This is a genomic window from Pseudoramibacter porci, from assembly GCF_009696145.1.
GTDB classification, from domain to species: domain Bacteria; phylum Bacillota; class Clostridia; order Eubacteriales; family Eubacteriaceae; genus Pseudoramibacter; species Pseudoramibacter porci.
On record NZ_VUMO01000004.1, the window covers coordinates 109816 to 128547 of the forward strand.

General features: G+C 46.3%; 17 protein-coding genes. All 17 read left to right on the forward strand.

What is annotated here, in order from left to right; translation table 11 throughout:
- The first annotated feature begins 36 nt into the window (after positions 1–36).
- The 17 genes from FYJ52_RS04360 to rsxE all read left to right on the forward strand — a co-directional run bounded on the left by FYJ52_RS04360 (position 37) and on the right by rsxE (position 18710).
- On the forward strand, positions 37–1101 hold the full coding sequence (locus FYJ52_RS04360; protein WP_154576041.1) for a type IV pilus twitching motility protein PilT: 1065 nt from the start codon (positions 37–39) through the stop codon (positions 1099–1101).
- A gap of 91 nt (positions 1102–1192) precedes the next feature.
- Positions 1193–1438: a glutaredoxin family protein gene (locus FYJ52_RS04365; protein ID WP_154576042.1), complete on the forward strand. Its 246-nt coding sequence runs from the start codon at positions 1193–1195 to the stop codon at positions 1436–1438.
- Positions 1439–1467: 29 nt separating this feature from the next.
- Positions 1468–1686: a YdbC family protein gene (locus FYJ52_RS04370; protein ID WP_154576043.1), complete on the forward strand. Its 219-nt coding sequence runs from the start codon at positions 1468–1470 to the stop codon at positions 1684–1686.
- 126 nt (positions 1687–1812) lie between these two features.
- Positions 1813–2538, forward strand: a complete 726-nt coding sequence (locus FYJ52_RS04375; protein ID WP_154576044.1) for a YebC/PmpR family DNA-binding transcriptional regulator — start codon at positions 1813–1815, stop codon at positions 2536–2538.
- A gap of 26 nt (positions 2539–2564) precedes the next feature.
- A complete protein-coding gene (locus tag FYJ52_RS04380; RefSeq protein WP_154576045.1) occupies positions 2565–2765 on the forward strand; it encodes a hypothetical protein in 201 nt (66 codons plus the stop codon).
- Positions 2766–2844: 79 nt separating this feature from the next.
- Complete coding sequence (locus tag FYJ52_RS04385; protein WP_154576046.1) at positions 2845–4371, forward strand: NAD(P)H-hydrate dehydratase; 1527 nt, start codon at positions 2845–2847, stop codon at positions 4369–4371.
- Positions 4362–5687, forward strand: a complete 1326-nt coding sequence (miaB, locus tag FYJ52_RS04390) for a tRNA (N6-isopentenyl adenosine(37)-C2)-methylthiotransferase MiaB (protein ID WP_205960757.1) — start codon at positions 4362–4364, stop codon at positions 5685–5687. Before FYJ52_RS04385 ends, miaB begins: the two co-directional genes overlap by 10 nt.
- 23 nt (positions 5688–5710) lie before the next feature.
- Entirely contained in the window at positions 5711–8383 is a 2673-nt protein-coding gene (gene mutS, locus FYJ52_RS04395; protein WP_154576048.1) for a DNA mismatch repair protein MutS, read from the forward strand.
- Positions 8384–8394: 11 nt separating this feature from the next.
- Positions 8395–10284 (forward strand): DNA mismatch repair endonuclease MutL, encoded by a 1890-nt coding sequence (gene mutL, locus FYJ52_RS04400; RefSeq protein WP_154576049.1) that lies wholly within the window; start codon positions 8395–8397, stop codon positions 10282–10284.
- The gene (gene miaA, locus FYJ52_RS04405; RefSeq protein ID WP_154576050.1) at positions 10281–11267 is read left to right on the forward strand and encodes a tRNA (adenosine(37)-N6)-dimethylallyltransferase MiaA; all 987 of its coding nucleotides are present in this window, start codon (positions 10281–10283) and stop codon (positions 11265–11267) included. The genes mutL and miaA overlap by 4 nt, the downstream gene beginning before the upstream one ends.
- Complete coding sequence (locus FYJ52_RS04410) at positions 11248–12570, forward strand: methionine gamma-lyase family protein (protein ID WP_154576051.1); 1323 nt, start codon at positions 11248–11250, stop codon at positions 12568–12570. Before miaA ends, FYJ52_RS04410 begins: the two co-directional genes overlap by 20 nt.
- 18 nt (positions 12571–12588) lie before the next feature.
- Positions 12589–13437: a class I SAM-dependent methyltransferase gene (locus FYJ52_RS10295; RefSeq protein WP_328598760.1), complete on the forward strand. Its 849-nt coding sequence runs from the start codon at positions 12589–12591 to the stop codon at positions 13435–13437.
- Positions 13438–13461: 24 nt separating this feature from the next.
- Positions 13462–14883: an aminopeptidase gene (locus FYJ52_RS04420; RefSeq protein ID WP_154576052.1), complete on the forward strand. Its 1422-nt coding sequence runs from the start codon at positions 13462–13464 to the stop codon at positions 14881–14883.
- A 241-nt stretch (positions 14884–15124) separates the two neighbouring features.
- Entirely contained in the window at positions 15125–16474 is a 1350-nt protein-coding gene (gene rsxC / locus FYJ52_RS04425) for an electron transport complex subunit RsxC (RefSeq protein WP_154576053.1), read from the forward strand.
- Complete coding sequence (locus FYJ52_RS04430) at positions 16467–17423, forward strand: RnfABCDGE type electron transport complex subunit D (protein ID WP_154576054.1); 957 nt, start codon at positions 16467–16469, stop codon at positions 17421–17423. Before rsxC ends, FYJ52_RS04430 begins: the two co-directional genes overlap by 8 nt.
- 13 nt (positions 17424–17436) lie before the next feature.
- A complete protein-coding gene (locus FYJ52_RS04435) occupies positions 17437–18054 on the forward strand; it encodes an RnfABCDGE type electron transport complex subunit G (RefSeq protein ID WP_154576055.1) in 618 nt (205 codons plus the stop codon).
- On the forward strand, positions 18054–18710 hold the full coding sequence (gene rsxE / locus FYJ52_RS04440; RefSeq protein ID WP_154576056.1) for an electron transport complex subunit RsxE: 657 nt from the start codon (positions 18054–18056) through the stop codon (positions 18708–18710). Before FYJ52_RS04435 ends, rsxE begins: the two co-directional genes overlap by 1 nt.
- The last annotated feature ends 22 nt before the right edge of the window (positions 18711–18732 follow it).

The following is an 18732-nucleotide window of genomic DNA, read 5'->3' on the forward strand; positions in this document are numbered from 1 at the left end:
ATTACCTAACCTGAACATCACGATGTGGAGATTATCATGCAATCATATAAATGGATAATAATCGCCTCCCGTCACCGCGCCAGTGACGTGCATTTTTCAGTTAACGAACATCCGAAATGTCGAATCGATGGGGCATTGCGCAATATGGACCAGACCGTGTTGAATCGGCAGGATTGTTTGGCATTAGCGAAAGAACTCATCGGGGAGAACCGTACGCTGATTAAAAAGTTAAGACAAAACGGGTCGGTAGATTTTACACGGGATATTGGAAAAATCCGCTGTCGGATTAATATATATTTTCAACGTGGATCGCTGGCTTTGGCTATTCGACTTTTGTCCGAAGCCATTCCTGGTCTTGAAACATTAGGACTGCCTGCAATTGTAAGTCGGTTTGCTGAAATTCAAAAGGGTCTCGTGCTTATTTGCGGGCCAACCGGCTCTGGAAAATCGACGACCCTTGCGTCAATATTGAATCAAATTAATAAGATAAAGCCTGTTCACATGATTACGCTGGAAGATCCCATTGAATATCTGTATCCAAAGGGAAAGGCGATGGTGCATCAGCGGGAAATCGGACGTGACGTGATAAATTATCGCCAAGGACTACGTGCTGCCCTGCGGGAAGATCCCGATGTGCTTTTAATCGGTGAGATGCGTGACGCCGAGACGGTGAAAATCGCGCTGGAAGCGGCGGAAACAGGGCATCTCATTTTCTCGACTTTGCACACCCCGACAGCAGATGGCGCGATTGACCGTATCCTCTCCCTTTTTCCTGAGCACAATCAGGCAGCGCAGATGCGCCAAGTTTTATCGATGAATTTAAAAGCCGTGCTGTGGCAGCAGCTATTGCCGAAAAAGGATCAGAAGGGACGGGTTTGCGCGTCCGAGATTCTTGTCGTGACATCTGCTGTCCAGAATTTAATTCGTCAGAATGCGCAGGAACAACTCTACAACTATATGCTGACGGAGAGGCGGTTCGGCAGCCAGACCATGGAGGCTGATTTGATTCGCCTTTGGAAAAATGGCGAAATATCGGAGCAAACCGCGGTAACCTTCGCCAGAGACGGAAAAAGAATGCAAGCTGCGCTCAAAAAATCTTAGAAAAGAATTGAAAACGACGGATGCATTCGCTATAATTTGAGAAATAATAAACCAGGTAAATATTAAACCAAAGCAGAAAGGAAACACTGCAATGAAAGTACAAAAAGCAGAACTGTACACTTGGCCAACCTGTCCATATTGTAGACGGGCCAAAGGGCTTTTGGATCAGTTGAATATCCCTTACACGGATCACAACATCTGGGGACAGGATGATCAGAAACAAGCTTTAATCGAAAAGACAGGCCAGACAACCGTTCCATACGTTTTTCTTAACGATCAATTTGTGGGCGGATGTGATGACTTATTTCAAATTTATGAATCAGAAGGTCTCGAATAAGAGATCGTTACGACCAAGGAGGAATTGCAATGGCATTTGAATACGAAGTTGTCGAAGAATGCGGCGTGCTGTCAGAGGGGAGCAACGGTTGGCAGAAAGAGCTCAATAAAGTCAGCTGGAATGGTAGAGAACCAAAATATGATATTCGCGATTGGGCGCCGAACCATGAAAGAATGCGCAAAGGGATCACTTTGACGGTCGATGAACTGGCCGAACTTAAAAACATTCTCAACGACATAGAACTATAATGCTGAAACGGCACAGCGGACGCTGTGCTTTTTGTTTGCGCAAATTTGAATCATTGTTTCGCCTATGATATAATAAAATCTCATGAAATGATGGTAAAATAAATTAATATAATTCGGAGGTATACAATGTCTGGACATTCAAAATGGAACAACATTAAAAATAGAAAAGGAAAACAGGACGCGGCCAAAGGAAAAATTTTCACAAAAATGGCGAAGCTGATTGCAGTTGCTGCTCGTGAAGGCGGCGGCGATCCGGAAATGAATTCAAAGCTTCGTGAAGCCGTTGCGAAAGCAAAGGCCGCCAACATGCCGAACGACAACATTGACCGCGCTATTAAAAAAGGTTCCGGTGAATTGGGCGATGCGGTTTTCGAAGAAATCACATACGAAGGATACGGCCCCGGCGGAGCTGCAGTCATTGTTCAGGCGTTGACCGACAACAAAAATAGAACGGCTGGCGATGTACGGCATATTTTCGATAAGAACGGCGGCAATTTGGGTACAAACGGCTGCGTGAGCTATTTGTTTGAGCGGGCCGGCAGAATTTTAATCGAAAAGTCTGACGATATCGATGAGGACGAGTTGATGATGGCGGCGTTAGACGCCGGTGCGGAAGACATGGAAACGTCAGAGGATGGTTACGAAATCAAGACGGCACCGGCAGACTTTGCCAGTGTCCTCGATCAGATTCAGGCCGCCGGATACGACGTCGTTTCTGGGGAAATCGCTCAGATTCCGTCGACTGAAACAGAACTCTCGGATGAAGATAGCCAGAAAATGGAAAAAATGTTGGAAATGTTCGAAGATAACGACGACGTTCAGGAAGTTTTCCATAACTGGGCAGAGGCATAATCTAAAGAAAGGAACAAGGTGTTCTGATGGGACAAGGCGAACATAAAGTACGCGATTTAATTGTTTATTTTATTGTGGCTTTTGCGTTGATTTTATTGATGTCCTCTTTTATTATCGGCGATCTCTACAACAATGCCAATAAAATCGAATTAACGAAAGATGGCATTCAGCAAGTTTATCAAATAAATATCGGAGCAAAGCCGACATCCTCTCTGAATAATCAATAAGAATATTGCAAACAAAAAGTAAGGCAGCTGCCTTGCTTTTTGTTGTTTTATGACCATTTATTAAAGAAAAGGAGCACATATGAAAGTGGTGACGCCGGCCGAAATGAGTGAAATGGATCGACAGACCATCGCTCACGGAATTGCCGATTATGAACTCATGGAAAGAGCGGGACATCGCTGTTTTGATGTCATCGACCGAGAAACAGCGGACAGTGCCAATATTTTAGTCTTGTGTGGTGCGGGAAACAATGGCGGCGACGGACAGGTTGTCGCAAGGCTGTGCTTTAACAGATGCAGACGCGTTCGGGTTTTATTTGTCGGCAATCCCGATCATTTTACGCCGAATTCAGAGCGCAATTTTAAGCGGTTGCAAGAAACCGGTGTGCCTTTTAGTTTTTTCAGTGAGCTCAATGACGAAATAGAAGCAATGATCTGCGATGCGGACGTCATCGTCGACGCGGTTTTGGGAAATGGACTAAAAAATCGGCCGCTGTATCCGAATGTCGCAGCACTGTTTGCCTGTGTCAATCGTTCTAAAGCGATGGTCTATGCTATAGACATTCCTTCTGGGCTTAGAGGCAGCAATGGCTTAACGGTCGGCCAGGCTATTGAGGCAGATCGAACCTTAATCATTCAAAATCCGAAAATGGGGATGCTTTTGGAAGACGGGCCGGATTTCTTGGGACAGCCAACTGTTTTGGATGTGGGTATCTCGGAGCAGTACACGGCGTCGCAGAAAAAAATATTAGATGAAAAAAGTGTCCCGCTGATACGACAGCGTCTTAAAAATTCCAATAAATACGATTACGGCGCGGTCTCAATCGTTGCAGGGAGCCGCGGCATGATCGGCGCCGGTCTGATGAGCTCGGCGGCCTGTTTAAAATCAGGTGCCGGCTTAGTGACGACCTGGGTGCCGGAAAGTATTTACGATATTGTTGCAGCACAAATGCCTTGGGAGGTCATGGTTAAGCCCTACACACAGGACAATATCATCAGTCAGCTTAAACAACAAAGGGCAACCGCTTATGTGATCGGGCCGGGTATCGGACGGAAAATGCTTTATGTGGATCTGATCAAGTGGCTGATTGAAACAGGAAAACCGGTTGTCATCGATGCAGATGGCTTATATCATTTGACGAAAATCAAATCGGTGTTGTTAGAGCATAAGGGACCTGTGATCTTAACGCCTCATGCTGGGGAATTCTGCAGGCTATGCGATATTTCTAAGGACGCGTATCGAGAAAACAGTACAGAAATCGCTTCGGCATTCGCCGCAAAATACAAGGTTGTTCTCGTACTGAAAGGGTACCGCACGCGAATCTTTGTGCCGCACGGGGATGATCCGGCACAATGCGAAATCTGGTTTAATACGACGGGCAACCCAGGGATGGCGACAGCTGGAAGTGGCGATATTTTGACCGGAATCATTGCAGGGCTGATATCTCAGACGGCTAGTTCAGGAGAAGCGGCCAGGCTCGGCGTTTATCTGCACGGATTATCCGGAGATATCGCGGCAGATCAATTGGGTCAGTGCGCGCTGAACGCGACGGACTTGCTCGACATTTTACCGGAGAGTATACATAATTTACAAAAGGAATGCGAATGAATAAAACTTATAAAATCATTACTTACGGTTGTCAGATGAATGAGAATGATTCTGAAAAAATATCGGGAATGCTGAAGGAAATGGGCTACACCCCGACGGACGACGAAAAAAATGCTGGCGTTGTGGTGATGAATACCTGCAGTGTCCGGGAGAATGCGGATGAACGTTTTTTCGGCAATGTGGGCAATTTTAAGCATATTAAAAAGAAAAATCCTGATCTCATTCTGGCAGTCTGCGGCTGCATGATGCAGCAGCCGGCCATCGTCAAACAAATTAAAGAGAAAAACCCACAGGTGGATATCGTCTTCGGGACGCACAATATCGAACATTTTCCGCAGCTGTTGGAAGAGTTCATTGAAACCCGCAGACGCACCATCGAAATTTACGATGACGATCAGGGACTGGCTGAAAATCTGCCAGTCGACCGGAAATTCCCGTTTAAGAGCTATGTTTCGATCATGAAGGGATGCAACAATTTTTGCACCTACTGCATTGTTCCGTATACGCGGGGGCGGGAAGTCAGCCGTCCGCACGAGAAAATTATCGAAGAAATTACGCATTTGGTGGAAGACGGATGTCTGGAAGTGATGCTGCTGGGCCAAAATGTGAATTCTTACGGCAACGACCGCCACGATGGCTACGGGTTTGCGGATTTGCTCCGGGATGTCAATCAAATTGAGGGACTGCGGAGAATCCGTTTCATGACCAGTCACCCCAAGGATATGAGCGATGCAGTCATCGAAGCCATCGCAACTTGCGAGAAGGTCTGCCCGTCGATTCATTTGGCGATTCAAAGCGGATCAACCCGCGTTTTGAAAGCGATGCATCGCGGATATACCAAAGAACAGATTATTGCGCTGGTTCAGAAAATCCGAGACCGGATCCCTCATGTGTCCATTACAACGGATATTATTGTGGGCTTTCCAGGGGAAACAGAAGAAGATTTTGAAGAAACTCTCGATGTGGTCAAGGCGTGCCAATTCGATTCAGCCTTTTCATTTATTTATTCCAAGCGCAGCGGGACGCCTGCAGCTGAAATGGATAACCAGATTTCTGATGAAATCAAGCATCAGCGGATCAATCGGCTGCTGGACGTATTACATCAAATCGGCAATGATCAGAATGCGTGGTTTAAAGATCAGGATGTTGAGGTGCTCGTCGAAGGCAAGAGTGCACATAATCCCAATAAGCTATCCGGACGGACGAAAAACGGAAAATTGGTCAATTTTTCCGGTGATGATCAAACCATCGGCACGATTATTCCGGTGCACATCGACCGAGCTAAAACTTTCAGCCTTGACGGGACAGCAATTTAGTATAAAAAAAGGAAGTGGTAAAGATGGGTTTAACGCCGATGATGCAGCAGTATCTGAAAATGCACGAGCAGGTGCCGGATTGCATTATGTTATTTAGAGTCGGGGACTTCTTCGAAACATTTTTTGATGATGCGCTGACGGCATCTAAGGTGCTTGAAATTGCGCTGACAGGAAAACAATGTGGACTGGATGAACCGGCGCCGATGTGCGGCGTGCCCCATCATGCGGCAGAACCGTATATTGCCAAGCTGGTCGAAAGAGGTTACAAGGTTGCCGTGTGCGAACAGATGGAAGACCCGTCTTTAGCCAAGGGCTTAGTCAAACGTGAAATCATCAAAGTCATTACGCCGGGCACCATTACCTCAGACGGTGCGATTAAAGCGAAGGAAAATAATTATCTTGCTTCGCTTTACGGCGGACGGGGCAGTATCGGGCTGGCTTACGTCGATTTGACAACAGGAGATTTTAATACGACGGAAATTCCGAACACACCTGAACAGAATGAGCTGATGGGTGAAATTGGAAAGATCGGTCCGTCGGAAATCATCATGAGTTCAAGTCTGTTCAAGCAGTCAAAATTTGTCCATCAGCTGAAAATGCGTTTTAATTGTATGGTGTCGCTGTATGCCGATCAGCATTATCAGCTCGATTCCGGAAAAGAAGTGGTTAAAGAGCAGTTTCACGTTTTTGCGCTGGATGCTCTGGGATTAAAGGATCATGACGAGGCAGTTCGGGCTTCGGGGGCGCTTTTGGATTATATTGAATCGTCTCAAAAAAAAGTTTTAACCCATATCAATCACATCTCTTTTTATAAAACCAGCGAGTACATGCTCTTGGATTTGTCGACGCGGCGCAATTTGGAACTGACTGAAACCTTGAGACATGTCGAAAAGCGCGGCAGTCTTCTTTGGGTCTTGGATCAGACGACGACGGCGATGGGCGGCAGAATGCTCAGACAATGGATCGAAGCGCCATTAATCGATCGAGATAAAATTGAAATCCGCCAGCAATATGTGGCAGAACTGGTGGATAATCCAGGGGTACTCCAGGATTTTAAAATGATACTGGGGAAAATTTACGACTTGGAGCGGATCTGTGGAAAGATTTCTTTTGGAACGGTGAATCCGAAAGACATGCTGTCACTTAAACAGTCGGTTGGCATGCTTCCGGCATTGCGAGACTGCATCAACAGCATTCAAGCGCCAAAGCTTCAGCAGGCCTTTGGTCAGGCGGATGATCTCGAAGACATTTACCAGCTCATCGCGTCAGGCATTTCAGACGACGCGCCTTTCGTTTTGAAAGACGGCGGCGTGATTAAGACGGGCTACAATCAGGAAATTGATGAATATAGAGAGGCACAGAGCAAAGGCAAAGACTGGCTGAAGAATCTGGAGGGTGCAGAACGAGAAAAGACCGGCATCAAATCGTTGAAGGTGAAATACAATCGGGTCTTTGGCTATTTCATTGAAGTGACCAAAAGTAATTTGGACTTGGTCCCGGAGCATTATATTCGAAAACAGACCCTAGCCAATTCTGAACGGTTTTTCACACCCGAATTAAAGGAGATGGAGACAAAAATTCTCGGCGCAGAGCAGCGGCTTTCCCAGCTTGAGTATCAGATTTTTTCTGATATCCGGGAAAAAATCATGGCGCAGATTAAGCGGATTCAAAAGCGTGCTCACGACGTCGCCTTCTTGGACGCCCTTTATTCTCTTGCCGCAGTTGCTGTTTCCAATCATTACGTGAAGCCGGAAATTGCGGACGATGGGGTCATTGAAATGTACAACAGCCGTCATCCAGTGGCCGAGATGCTAATGGACGAGGGTACCTTTGTATCCAACGACTGTTTACTTGATTTAGCAGAAAATAGGATGATGTTGATCACGGGGCCCAATATGGCTGGAAAATCCACGTATATCAGACAAGTGGCAGTCATTACGCTGATGGCGCAGATTGGCTCATTCGTTCCAGCGGACAGTGCCCATATCGGGATTTGCGACCGCATTTTCACAAGAATCGGAGCATCGGACGACCTTACGACAGGTCAGAGCACTTTTATGGTCGAGATGTCTGAAGTTTCCAATATTTTAAAAAATGCGACACAGCATTCCCTCGTGATCTTGGATGAAATCGGCCGTGGCACCAGCACTTTTGACGGCGTCAGCATTGCGTGGGCGGTGGCAGAGTATCTGTCTAATCCATTGACCATTGGTGCGCGGACGCTGTTCGCAACGCATTATCATGAACTCACGCAATTAGAAGATCAGCAGCCAGGGGTTAAAAATTTAAGTATCGGTCTAAAAGAAACACCTGAAGGTGTTGTGTTTTTAAGAAAGATTCGTCACCAACCGGCCGATCAAAGTTATGGCATTGAGGTCGCTCGACTGGCGGGTTTTCCTAAAATCGTGACCCAGCGGGCGAAAGCGATTTTAGAGGAATTGGAGGCTGAAGCACCGGTCTCTAGTTTGTATAGAAAAGACCCAGCATTTCCTGAGAATGACAATCAAATCGGTTTTTTTACGGAAATGGTGCCGAAAAATTCAAAGCCAGAGCCTGAAAATGAGATGAAGCCGGCAGAAAAGGAAGTGTTGTCTCAGATTTGTGAGGCGGATTTAAACAGCATGACGCCGATTCAAGCACTTAACCTGCTCAGTACATTAAAAACAGAATTAACAGTACCTGAGACAGAGTCATAAAAAGGAGCGAGATGTTGAAAATTAAAATGTTGGCACCGGCGACCATTGAAAAGATCGCAGCGGGTGAGGTTATTGTCCGCCCAGCGTCTGTCGTCAAGGAGCTGGCGGAAAACGCCATTGATGCGGGCAGTGACCGCATTCGTGTCGATATCGAACAAGGCGGCAAGCGCAGCATTCGCATCCGCGATAATGGTGAAGGCATCCGATACAATGAGGTTAAGCTGGCTTTCGCGCGGCACGCAACGAGCAAGCTCTCTCAGATCGAAGATTTAAATCATTTGGAAACCTTGGGATTTCGCGGGGAGGCGTTGGCCAGTGTCGCGGCGATTTCCCGAGTGACGATCCGCACCATTTCAAAATCAGAGGAGCTTGGCAGTGAAACGACTTTTGAAGGTGGACACTGTACCGCACAGCGGGTGCTGCCATACGACAAAGGGACAGATATCTGTGTCAGAGATTTATTTTATAATGTGCCGGCTAGACAGAAGCACATGATGAAAGACAAGACGGAAGAACGGGTTATTCACCAGGTGATGGGGCGGATCGCATTGTCCCATCCTGAAATTGCCTTTGATTTTATCTCAGACGGGCGAAAAATTTTTTCGACGCCGGGAGATGGCCGTCTCCAAAGCGTGATCGAATGCTTGTACGGCCGATCTTTTTTTAAATCGCTTAAGAAATTGGACGCAAAAAACGAACCCATGGAATTACAGGGGTATATCGGCGACTTAACCAGTATGCGCAGTTCGAAAGACCGGCAGATTTTGTTCATTAACGGCCGAACCGTTGAAAACCGCGGACTCTCGCGGGCATTTGAAGAAGCTTATCAAGGGTACCTGATGAATCACAAACACCCGGTGGGCATCATTTTCATGACGCTGCCGGGCAGAATGTTGGACGTCAACATGCATCCTTCAAAAATGGAAATCGGAATACTGAATCAAAGCTTGGTTGATATTCTGTTTCGCCAGGAAATTCGGCGCGCGGTTCAGCAAATGGATTTAACCGTTGATTTGAGTGAAAAGATCGCGCCATCGCCAGAGGTGCAAAAAACGGAGGCGTACATCGAGCCCAATTCGCCATTGCCGAAGGTTTGCGAAGCACCAGAGCAGACAATGCTTTCGGGTTTTCAAAAAACACCTCTTGATCTAAAACCACAGCGCCCAATTAAAATACCTGAAAAGGCAGGTCAATTTCAACGAACGGCAATTAAAGACACGCCTTCGGAAGTAACAGAAAATCGGACGCAATATCGCGCGGCAGCACAGCAGCCGCTGTATGATCAGCAGGCGGCTGAAGTCGGTCGGCCTCATCTGGATTTATCGGGCACACGGATTATTGGACAATTATTTAAAACTTTTATTCTTTTGGAAAAAGAAGACATTGCCGTTTTAATTGATCAGCACGCCGCCCATGAGGCCTTTATGTTTGAAAATCTCAAGAAAAAAATGATGGGCAGCGAACGCGTTCCTTCGCAAGCCTTGTTAGTGCCTGAAGTTGTCGATGTGTCGAGAGAAATGGTCTTGCAATTGGATACCCTTCAAACGCAGCTCGAGGCAAAGGGATTTTTTTGCGAAGTGTCCGGCGAAACGTCATTGTGTGTGAAAAGTGTGCCGGTTTTGCTTGGAGAGCCGCAGTCGGCGGAGTTGCTTCCGATGTGGATTGAAAATATCATGACAGGAGACCCTGCGCTAAAAGAAAAGCAGTGGCTAAAAATTGCAACCATGGCCTGCAAAGCAGCAGTCAAGGGGAATCAGGAATTGGATGAGCGCGAGATTAGAAAGCTTTTAAATGATTTAATGACATTAGAAAATCCCTATACCTGTCCCCATGGACGGCCGATTATTTTGTATTTAAAAAAATACGAATTGGAAAAATTTTTTAAAAGGGTGGTTTCATGAATAAGCGGCAGAAAGGAGAAAAGCCGGTTGTTCCGGTAATTGTCGGACCAACGGCGTCGGGGAAAACCAGTCTTTCTATTGATATTGCTAAACATTTCGACGGAGAAATTGTATCAGCGGATTCGATGCAGATTTACCGAAGAATGAATATTGGAACGGCCAAACCGACTGAAACAGAGAAGCAGGGAATTGTCCATCATCTAATGGATTTTGTCGAGCCGGATCAAGCTTTTAGTGTGGCGGATTACAAAGACAGCGCGATTGCGGCGATTCACGATATCGTCGATCGAGGAAAAACAGCGATAATCGTCGGCGGAACGGGACTGTACATTAATGCGTTGACGCAGAAATGGGGCTTTCCAGATATTAAGACAGATCCAGAAATTCGGAGAAAGTTGACAGCGGCGTACAACACACAGCCGCCAGAGGCTATTTACAAGCGTTTAGAACAAATCGATCCAGAGGCTGCGGCAAAAATTCATCCACATAATCATAAGCGTGTCATTCGCGCGCTTGAAATCTATGAGACAACAGGCAAAACCAAGACCTATTGGGAAGGCCAGGTGCGAAAAATTGATTTGCCCTTTGATTATCTGCTTTTAGGCATTCAAATGTCGCGGGACGTTTTATATCAAAGGATCGACGAACGGGTCGATTTAATGATAAAAGATGGCTTGGTTGAGGAGGTTCGCGGTCTTTTAAATGATGGGTATGATCCAGCTCTTGTATCGATGCAGGCGCTGGGGTATAAAGAAATCGTGCCGGTTTTGAAAGGACAAGCTACTTTAGAGGAACAGGTCAGAATACTCAAACGCGACACACGGCATTTTGCGAAACGGCAGCTGACGTGGTTCAGAAAAAACACAGATATTCATTGGTTCGACGTAGAAAAAAACAAAGACCGTGAACAATTAGCCGATCAAATGATACAATACATTGAGAATTACAAAGGGGAATACAACATTGAACGATACTCTTATTGAAAGCTATTTAGCTGAAAATTTTCATATTTCAAAAGAAGTGATTGATTTTGTCGAAAAGTCGGAAGCAAAAATTTCAGATCGCATGGCCCATTGGAACAGACTGGCGGAGTACCATCAGTTTAAGGTGATTCAGGCGATGCAGAAAGTCGGTCTGAGCGATCGCCATTTCCATCCGACGACAGGCTACGGCTACGATGACGAAGGTCGGGAAGCCACAGAAAAAATTTTCGCCGATGTTTTTGGCTGCGAAGCAGCTCTGGTTCGTCCGCAAATCACCTGCGGAACTCACGCCATTTCGCTTTGCCTGTACGGTGTGCTCCGTCCAGGAGACGAGCTTTTGTCGATTAGTGGAGATCCCTACGATACGGTCCGAACCTTTATCGGCGCAAAAGGAGAAGAAAAGGGAAAAGGTACGCTGACCGATTTGGGCGTGATTTTCAATCAGATCGAATTAATGGCGGACGGGATTTTTGACACAGAAAAAATCATGAATGCCATTTCTGAAAAAACGAAAATGGTCTACATTCAGCGTTCAACCGGCTACAGCTGGCGGAAAGCCATCACTTTATCTGAAATTCAGAGAATCTGCACAGCTATTAAAGCTAAATGGCCGAAAGTTGTGATTTTCGTTGATAATTGCTATGGAGAATTTTTAGATGAAAAGGAACCGGTCGCGGTCGGGGCCGATTTAATGGCCGGCTCGCTCATCAAAAATCCAGGCGGCGGTTTGGCACCGACGGGCGGTTATACGGCAGGCCGGGCTGATTTGGTTCAGCTTTGCGCCAATCGTTTGGCAGCACCTGGTATTGGTGGCGAAACAGGAGCGACCCTTGGCATTACCAGAACATTCCTTCAAGGCTTTTTTCAGGCGCCTTATATTGTTTCTCAGGCGATGAAAACGGCGATTTTGGTCGGTGCGGTTTATAAAAATCTTGGTTATCCAGTTTGTCCGGACGTGGACGATTACCGGTCGGACATCATTCAAAGTATTCGGCTGGGTGATCCAAAGGCTGTTGAAGTTTTCTGTCAGGCAGTTCAAAAGGCGGCGCCGGTCGATTCCTTTGTAACGCCGGTTCCGTGGGATATGCCGGGGTACGACGTGCCGGTGATCATGGCCGCTGGTGCTTTTATTCAGGGATCGTCGATTGAACTGTCAGCAGATGCGCCGATGCGAGAACCCTACATCGTTTATTTTCAGGGCGGCTTAACTCACGCCCACGGCAAGCTCGGATTAATGCTTTCGCTCCAGCAATTGGTTGATGCGGGATTTGTCAAACCGGAAAAACTTCATGCCCTTGACTGAGAAAGCAGGAGGGAAAACGTGAATAAAAAAGTTTCAAAGTTGAAAACGCTCAAACAAAAACAGGCGAAGAGTCAGCTGTCAGATCGAGAAAAGAGCGTACAGCAGGATTTAAAGGCTCAGCTTCAAAAACAAATTGACGCGTTGAATTTCGGAAACCTTAAACCAGAAGAAACTTATACAGAAGCGGAGAAAAAGCACGTGGCAGATTTAACAGAAAAATTAAAAAAAGAATATTCGGAACAACAGATCACAGAGGCCGGCCGTCCCAATCACCCGACTGGCGAAGCAGGCCGTGCGATGCTCGAGCGTATGAACGACAGTCACGGGCCGATGACGCAGTGGGCCTTATCCCATTTGCAGTTTGGCGAAAAAGACCGGGTGCTCGATATTGGCTGTGGCGGCGGCGCATGTATAGCCAGGTTATCGACGATGGTCAAGGACGGCACCTTTGTCGGTATTGACTACGCGAAAACTTCTGTTGAGGCGACACGCCAGTTTAATCAGGCCCTCATTGACGCGGGGAAACTTGAGGTGATTGAGGCCTCTGTTTCCGATATGCCTTTTGCGGACGACACATTTGATAAAATTGTGACGGTGGAAAGTTATTATTTCTGGCCGGATTTTGAAACCGACATGCAAGAGGTTTACCGCGTCTTAAAACCCAGCGGACATTTTCTGTTGATCGCAGAAGTGTACGATCACGTTGGTCTGCCGCAGTCCGTTTTAGACAATATTCAGGCATATGAGATGCGTAATTTGGATCTCGATGGATTTATCGACGTTTTTGAAAAAACAGGATTTGCCGATATTGCAATCCACGTTAAACCGGGCGAGCGCTGGATTGCAGTTGAAGGCATTAAAGCATAAGAAAAAAATGACAGGAGGCAATCAATGGCAGCACAAACAATGAATAAGGCGCTTGGCGCTGAATTTAAACTTGGTTGGAAAAAACTGGAACCAGGTGAAGACCAAAAGGTTCTGAATTATGCGGAAGACTACAAGGCATTTCTGGATGCGGGCAAGACAGAGAGGCTTTGTGCGGAAAATGCCGTGAAATTAGCAAAAGAAGCCGGATTTCGTTCGATTGAACAGGCTATTGAATCAGGCGAAATAAAAAGCGGCGATAAAATTTACGCTATGCACCGAAATAAAACGGTCATGCTGTTTAAAATCGGCGAGGAGCCGCTGGAACAAGGCATGGCCGTTGTTGGCGCACACATGGATTGTCCGAGACTGGACCTTAAACCCATGCCGCTGTACGAAGATTCAAATATCGCTTATTTTAAAACCCATTATTACGGCGGCATCAAGAAATATCCATGGTTAACCCTGCCTCTGGCGCTTTATGGCACAGTCGTTAAAAAAGATGGCACCGTGGTGAAAATAACCATTGGCGACGCGCCAGACGATCCGGTTTTCTGTATTTCAGATTTGTTGCCCCATTTATCTCAAAAGCTGAATCAAAAGAAAGTCTCCGAGGCTTTTGAAGGTGAACAGCTTAATCCGATGATCGCCAGCAGACCCCTCAGCGGTGAAGAAGATGGCGAAGCGGTTAAAGCGACAGTGTTAAAATATTTAAATGAACACTATCAAATGACCGAAGATGATTTTGCATCCGCAGAATTTGAAATTGTACCAGCTGGAAAATCCCGAGATATTGGCTTTGACCGCTCGATGATCCTTGCATTCGGCCAAGACGATAGAATCTGCTCTTACGCAGCCGTCCGGGCAATGCTCGACGCATCAGACACGCCGCAGAAAACACAATGCGTTATTTTAGCAGATAAAGAAGAAATCGGCAGTTATGGCAATACCGGTATGCAGTCCCGATTTTTTGAAAACACGCTGGCGGAATTGGTGGCGCTCCAGTCTGATGGATCAAATTCTCTTTTAGTTCGCCGCTGTTTATCACATTCGTTCTGCTTATCTGCAGACGTAACGGCCGCCTACGATCCGAATTTCCCGAGCACGCACGACATGTATAACGCAACCTTTGCGGGAAAAGGGGTTGCTGTCAATAAATACGGCGGCGCTCGAGGAAAATCTGGCGGAAGCGATGCGAATCCGGAATTTTTGGGAAAGCTCAGAAAATGTTTCGATGAAGGCGGCGTGACATGGCAGCTGGGCGAAATGGGTAAAATAGATTTAGGCGGCGGCGGAACCATCGCTTATATGCTGGCTGCTTATGACATGGAAGTAGTTGACTGCGGAACACCGATTCTTTCGATGCATGCCCCGTGGGAACAGAGTACAAAGATTGACGCGTATATGACGTACAAAGCTTACCGCACGTTTTTCAATTACAAATGGTGAGGAAATGTATTAATTAACAGACAAGCGGCGTAATCGCCGCTTGTTTTTTTATATAAACGCGGATTTCTTAATTATCTAATTGTTTACAGAAATACAATATATAGCTATAATTGCCGAGATATTAAAAAATAGTACCATATGTATGATAGCAAACGTTTTCTTGATGGTATAAAATATACTGTTCATTTTCTTTTAAGAATGTTAAAATAATGAGGAAAATTTATAAGTAGAGGTGTTTGACTTGCAAAAAACGGAAACCTGTTCCTTTAAAGGTGGTATCCATCCACCTTATAATAAGGAATTAACGAATGCCGTTCCGGTTCGGAAAGCGAAAGAACCTGCAGTTGTCACGATCCCTATGTCATTGCATATCGGTGCGCCTTGCAAACCGGTTGTTAAAAAGGGAGACACCGTTTATATGGGACAAATGGTCGGCGAAGCCACAGGTTTTGTGTCCTCACCAGTGTTTGCCAGTGTCTCTGGGACGGTGAAAGCTGTAGAGGAACGTCCGCATCCAAACGGGAACAACGTGCTTTCAGTTGTCATCGAATCCGATGGAAAAGATACCGTTGATCCATCGATCCAGCCGTATAAACCTTATACGGCGTACGGTTCGAAAGAAATCATCGATATCATTAAAAACGCCGGAATCGTCGGTATGGGCGGGGCAACCTTCCCGACACACGTCAAATTGACCGTTTCACCGGATAAACACGTGGATACCGTGATATTAAACGGTGCGGAATGTGAACCGTATTTAACGGCTGACGATCATCTGATGCAGGATCATCCAGATCGTGTGGTGAAGGGGCTTCAGATTGCGATGCGCGCTTTAAATGTTTCAAAAGGCGTTATTGCGATTGAAAACAACAAACCTCAGGCCATTGAGGCTGTGGCCAAGGCAGCAGAAGGGCTCGACGGCATTGAAGTACAAAAGCTTGCGACTAAATATCCGCAAGGGGCTGAAAAGCAGTTAATTACGGCTGTCACGGGCCGGGAAGTTCCGGCAGGCGGTTTGCCAGCTGATGCTGGCGTGGTGGTGATGAATGTCGGGACAGCAGCTCAGGTTGCCTTGACTTTTGAAACCGGCATGCCATTAATCAGCCGTTATGTCACGTGTACAGGCGATGCAGTAAAAGAACCGTGCACGATGCTGGTGAAGGTCGGCACACCATATCAAGAAGTGATCGACCAATGCGGCGGTTTTTCCAAACCCGTTGGCAAGGTGATTTCCGGTGGTCCGATGATGGGGGTTGCGATGCAGCGCACGGATATCCCGGTCATGAAGGGAACATCCGGTATTTTATGCTTGTCGAAAGAAGCGGCCTATATTCCAGAACCGTCTGCATGTATCCGCTGCGGCAGATGTGCGTCGGTTTGTCCGATCCATTTACAGCCGTTTTTGATTAGTGCGTTTGCTCAGAAAAAACGTTGGGATCGGTGTGAAGAATTCCATGCACTCGACTGTATTGAATGCGGAAGCTGTTCGTTTATTTGTCCGGCTAAGCGCACAATCGTTTCGTCTATTCGTGTTGGCAAGCGTCAAGTTCAAGCTGAAAGAAAGAAGAAGGCGGTGAAGTCTAATGGATAATGAAAATATGATGCTGACAGTCTCATCTTCGCCGCATATTCGCGCGAAAGCGACAACAGCAGGTATTATGCGCGATGTTGTTATTGCACTCATTCCGGCTCTGATTGTAGCCGTGATTGTGTTTGGAGCAAAAGCGCTATTGATTGTGGCATTGTGTGTGGTGACCTGCGTAGCGTCCGAAGCGATCACAGAACGAATCATGCACCGCGATGTGACCATTAATGACTGCAGTGCCGTGGTCACAGGGATTCTACTAGCATATAACCTGCCGATTCAGGCACCATGGTGGATGTGCGTCGTTGGCAGCGTTTTTGCCATTGTTGTTGTCAAACAGCTTTTCGGCGGATTAGGACACAATTTTGTCAACCCGGCCTTGGCTGGACGTGCGTTTTTGTTATCCTCATGGCCGACACATATGACGGGGACAGCTTTTATTCCGCTTACAGATACCGTGACATCGGCGACGCCGCTTGGTATCTTGAAGGAAGGGGCAAATCTGTCAAAACTGCCAAGCAATTTGGATATGTTCTTAGGGCTGCACGGCGTATACGGTGCCATTGGTGAAATTTCAGCCTTAGCACTGCTGATCGGTGGTGTCTACTTGATCATTAGAAAAGTCATCAATTGGCGGATTCCTGTGATTTATATTGGAACCGTTGCGCTGCTTTCTTTCCCGTTTGGGCAGGATCCGATTTTCATGATTTGTTCAGGTGGGCTGATGCTCGGTGCAATTTTCATGGCAACGGATTATGTCACGTCACCGACGACGGCAACGGGCCAAGTGATCTACGCTGTTGGATGCGGCCTGATGACCATGCTGATTCGAATGTTTGGCGGCTATCCGGAAGGTGTTTCTTATTCCATTCTTCTGATGAACGTCGCAACGCCATTGATTGAACGATTTACCAGACCGAGAATTTACGGTTATGAAAAAGAAAAAAGCGAATGAGAAGGTGTGAGTCATGGAAAAAGATAAATTAGATGTTAAACACGTTATTCACGTCGCTTTAATCCTTTTGATTATTTCTGCGGTTGCAGCGGCTCTACTCGGAATGACCAATGCCGTGACGAAGTCGAAAATTGCAGAACAGGAAAAACAGACCAACATTGAAGCGCGTCAGAAAGTATTGAAAGGTGCCGATAAATTTACAGAAGTAAAAGATATTAAGGCAATCGCAAAAAAAGCATCCAAATCCAATGCCGGTATTGTCAGCGAAGCATATAAAGGCTACAAAAACGGCAAGTTGGTTGGCTATACCGTTAAAGTTGCACCAAAAGGTTATGGTGGGGAAGTTGAACTGCTGTTCGGCTTTAATACATCGGGAAAAACAACAGGCATAACAGTTGTTTCCAATTCGGAAACCGCTGGCCTCGGCGCAAGATGTACAGAACCCAGCTTCCAAAAACAATTCAAGGGATTGTCGGCAGATACCACTTATACGGTTGCTAAACACGGGAGTAAGACTTCAAATAATCAGATCGAAGCCCTTGCAGGAGCAACGATCACATCTAGAGCGGTTACACTTGGTTTAAATACATCCAATCAAGTCTATCGCGTTCTTTCAAAGGAGGCCAAATAATGAAAAAAATTAAATATTTTACAAACGGTATCCTTGATGAAAACCCTGTTTTTCGCTTAGTTTTGGGGACTTGTCCAACGCTTGCGATTACAACGGCCGCGATGAACGGCATCGCAATGGGAGCGGCAACGACTTTCGTTTTGATTTGCTCGAATCTTGTCATCTCTCTATTGCGAAAGGTTATTCCAGATAATGTTAGAATTCCGGCTTTTGTCGTGATCATCGCATCATTTGTTACGATTGTCGATATGGTAATGCATGCTTTTACGCCTGCGATGTACAAAACTCTCGGCATTTTTATTCCATTGATCGTTGTGAACTGTATTATCATGGGACGCGCTGAAGGCTTTGCATATTCTCATGGGCCGATCGATTCTATTCTGGACGGTGCTGGAATGGGACTTGGTTTCACACTTGCTGATACCTTTATCGCCTCTGTTCGAGAATTGATTGGCGCTGGTTCTATTTTCGGTATCCATGTAATGCCCGCAGGCTATCAGCCCGCATTAATCTTTATATTGGCACCAGGTGCTTTTTTGACATACGGTATTTTGATGGCAATTCTTAATCAAGTTGGAATCAGCCGTAAAAGAGCAAAGGCAAAAGCTGCGGAAGAAGAAAAGTTAACTGCCAGCAGTGAAGTTGTTGCAGAATAAGAAATAGCAAAAAGGAGAAGTA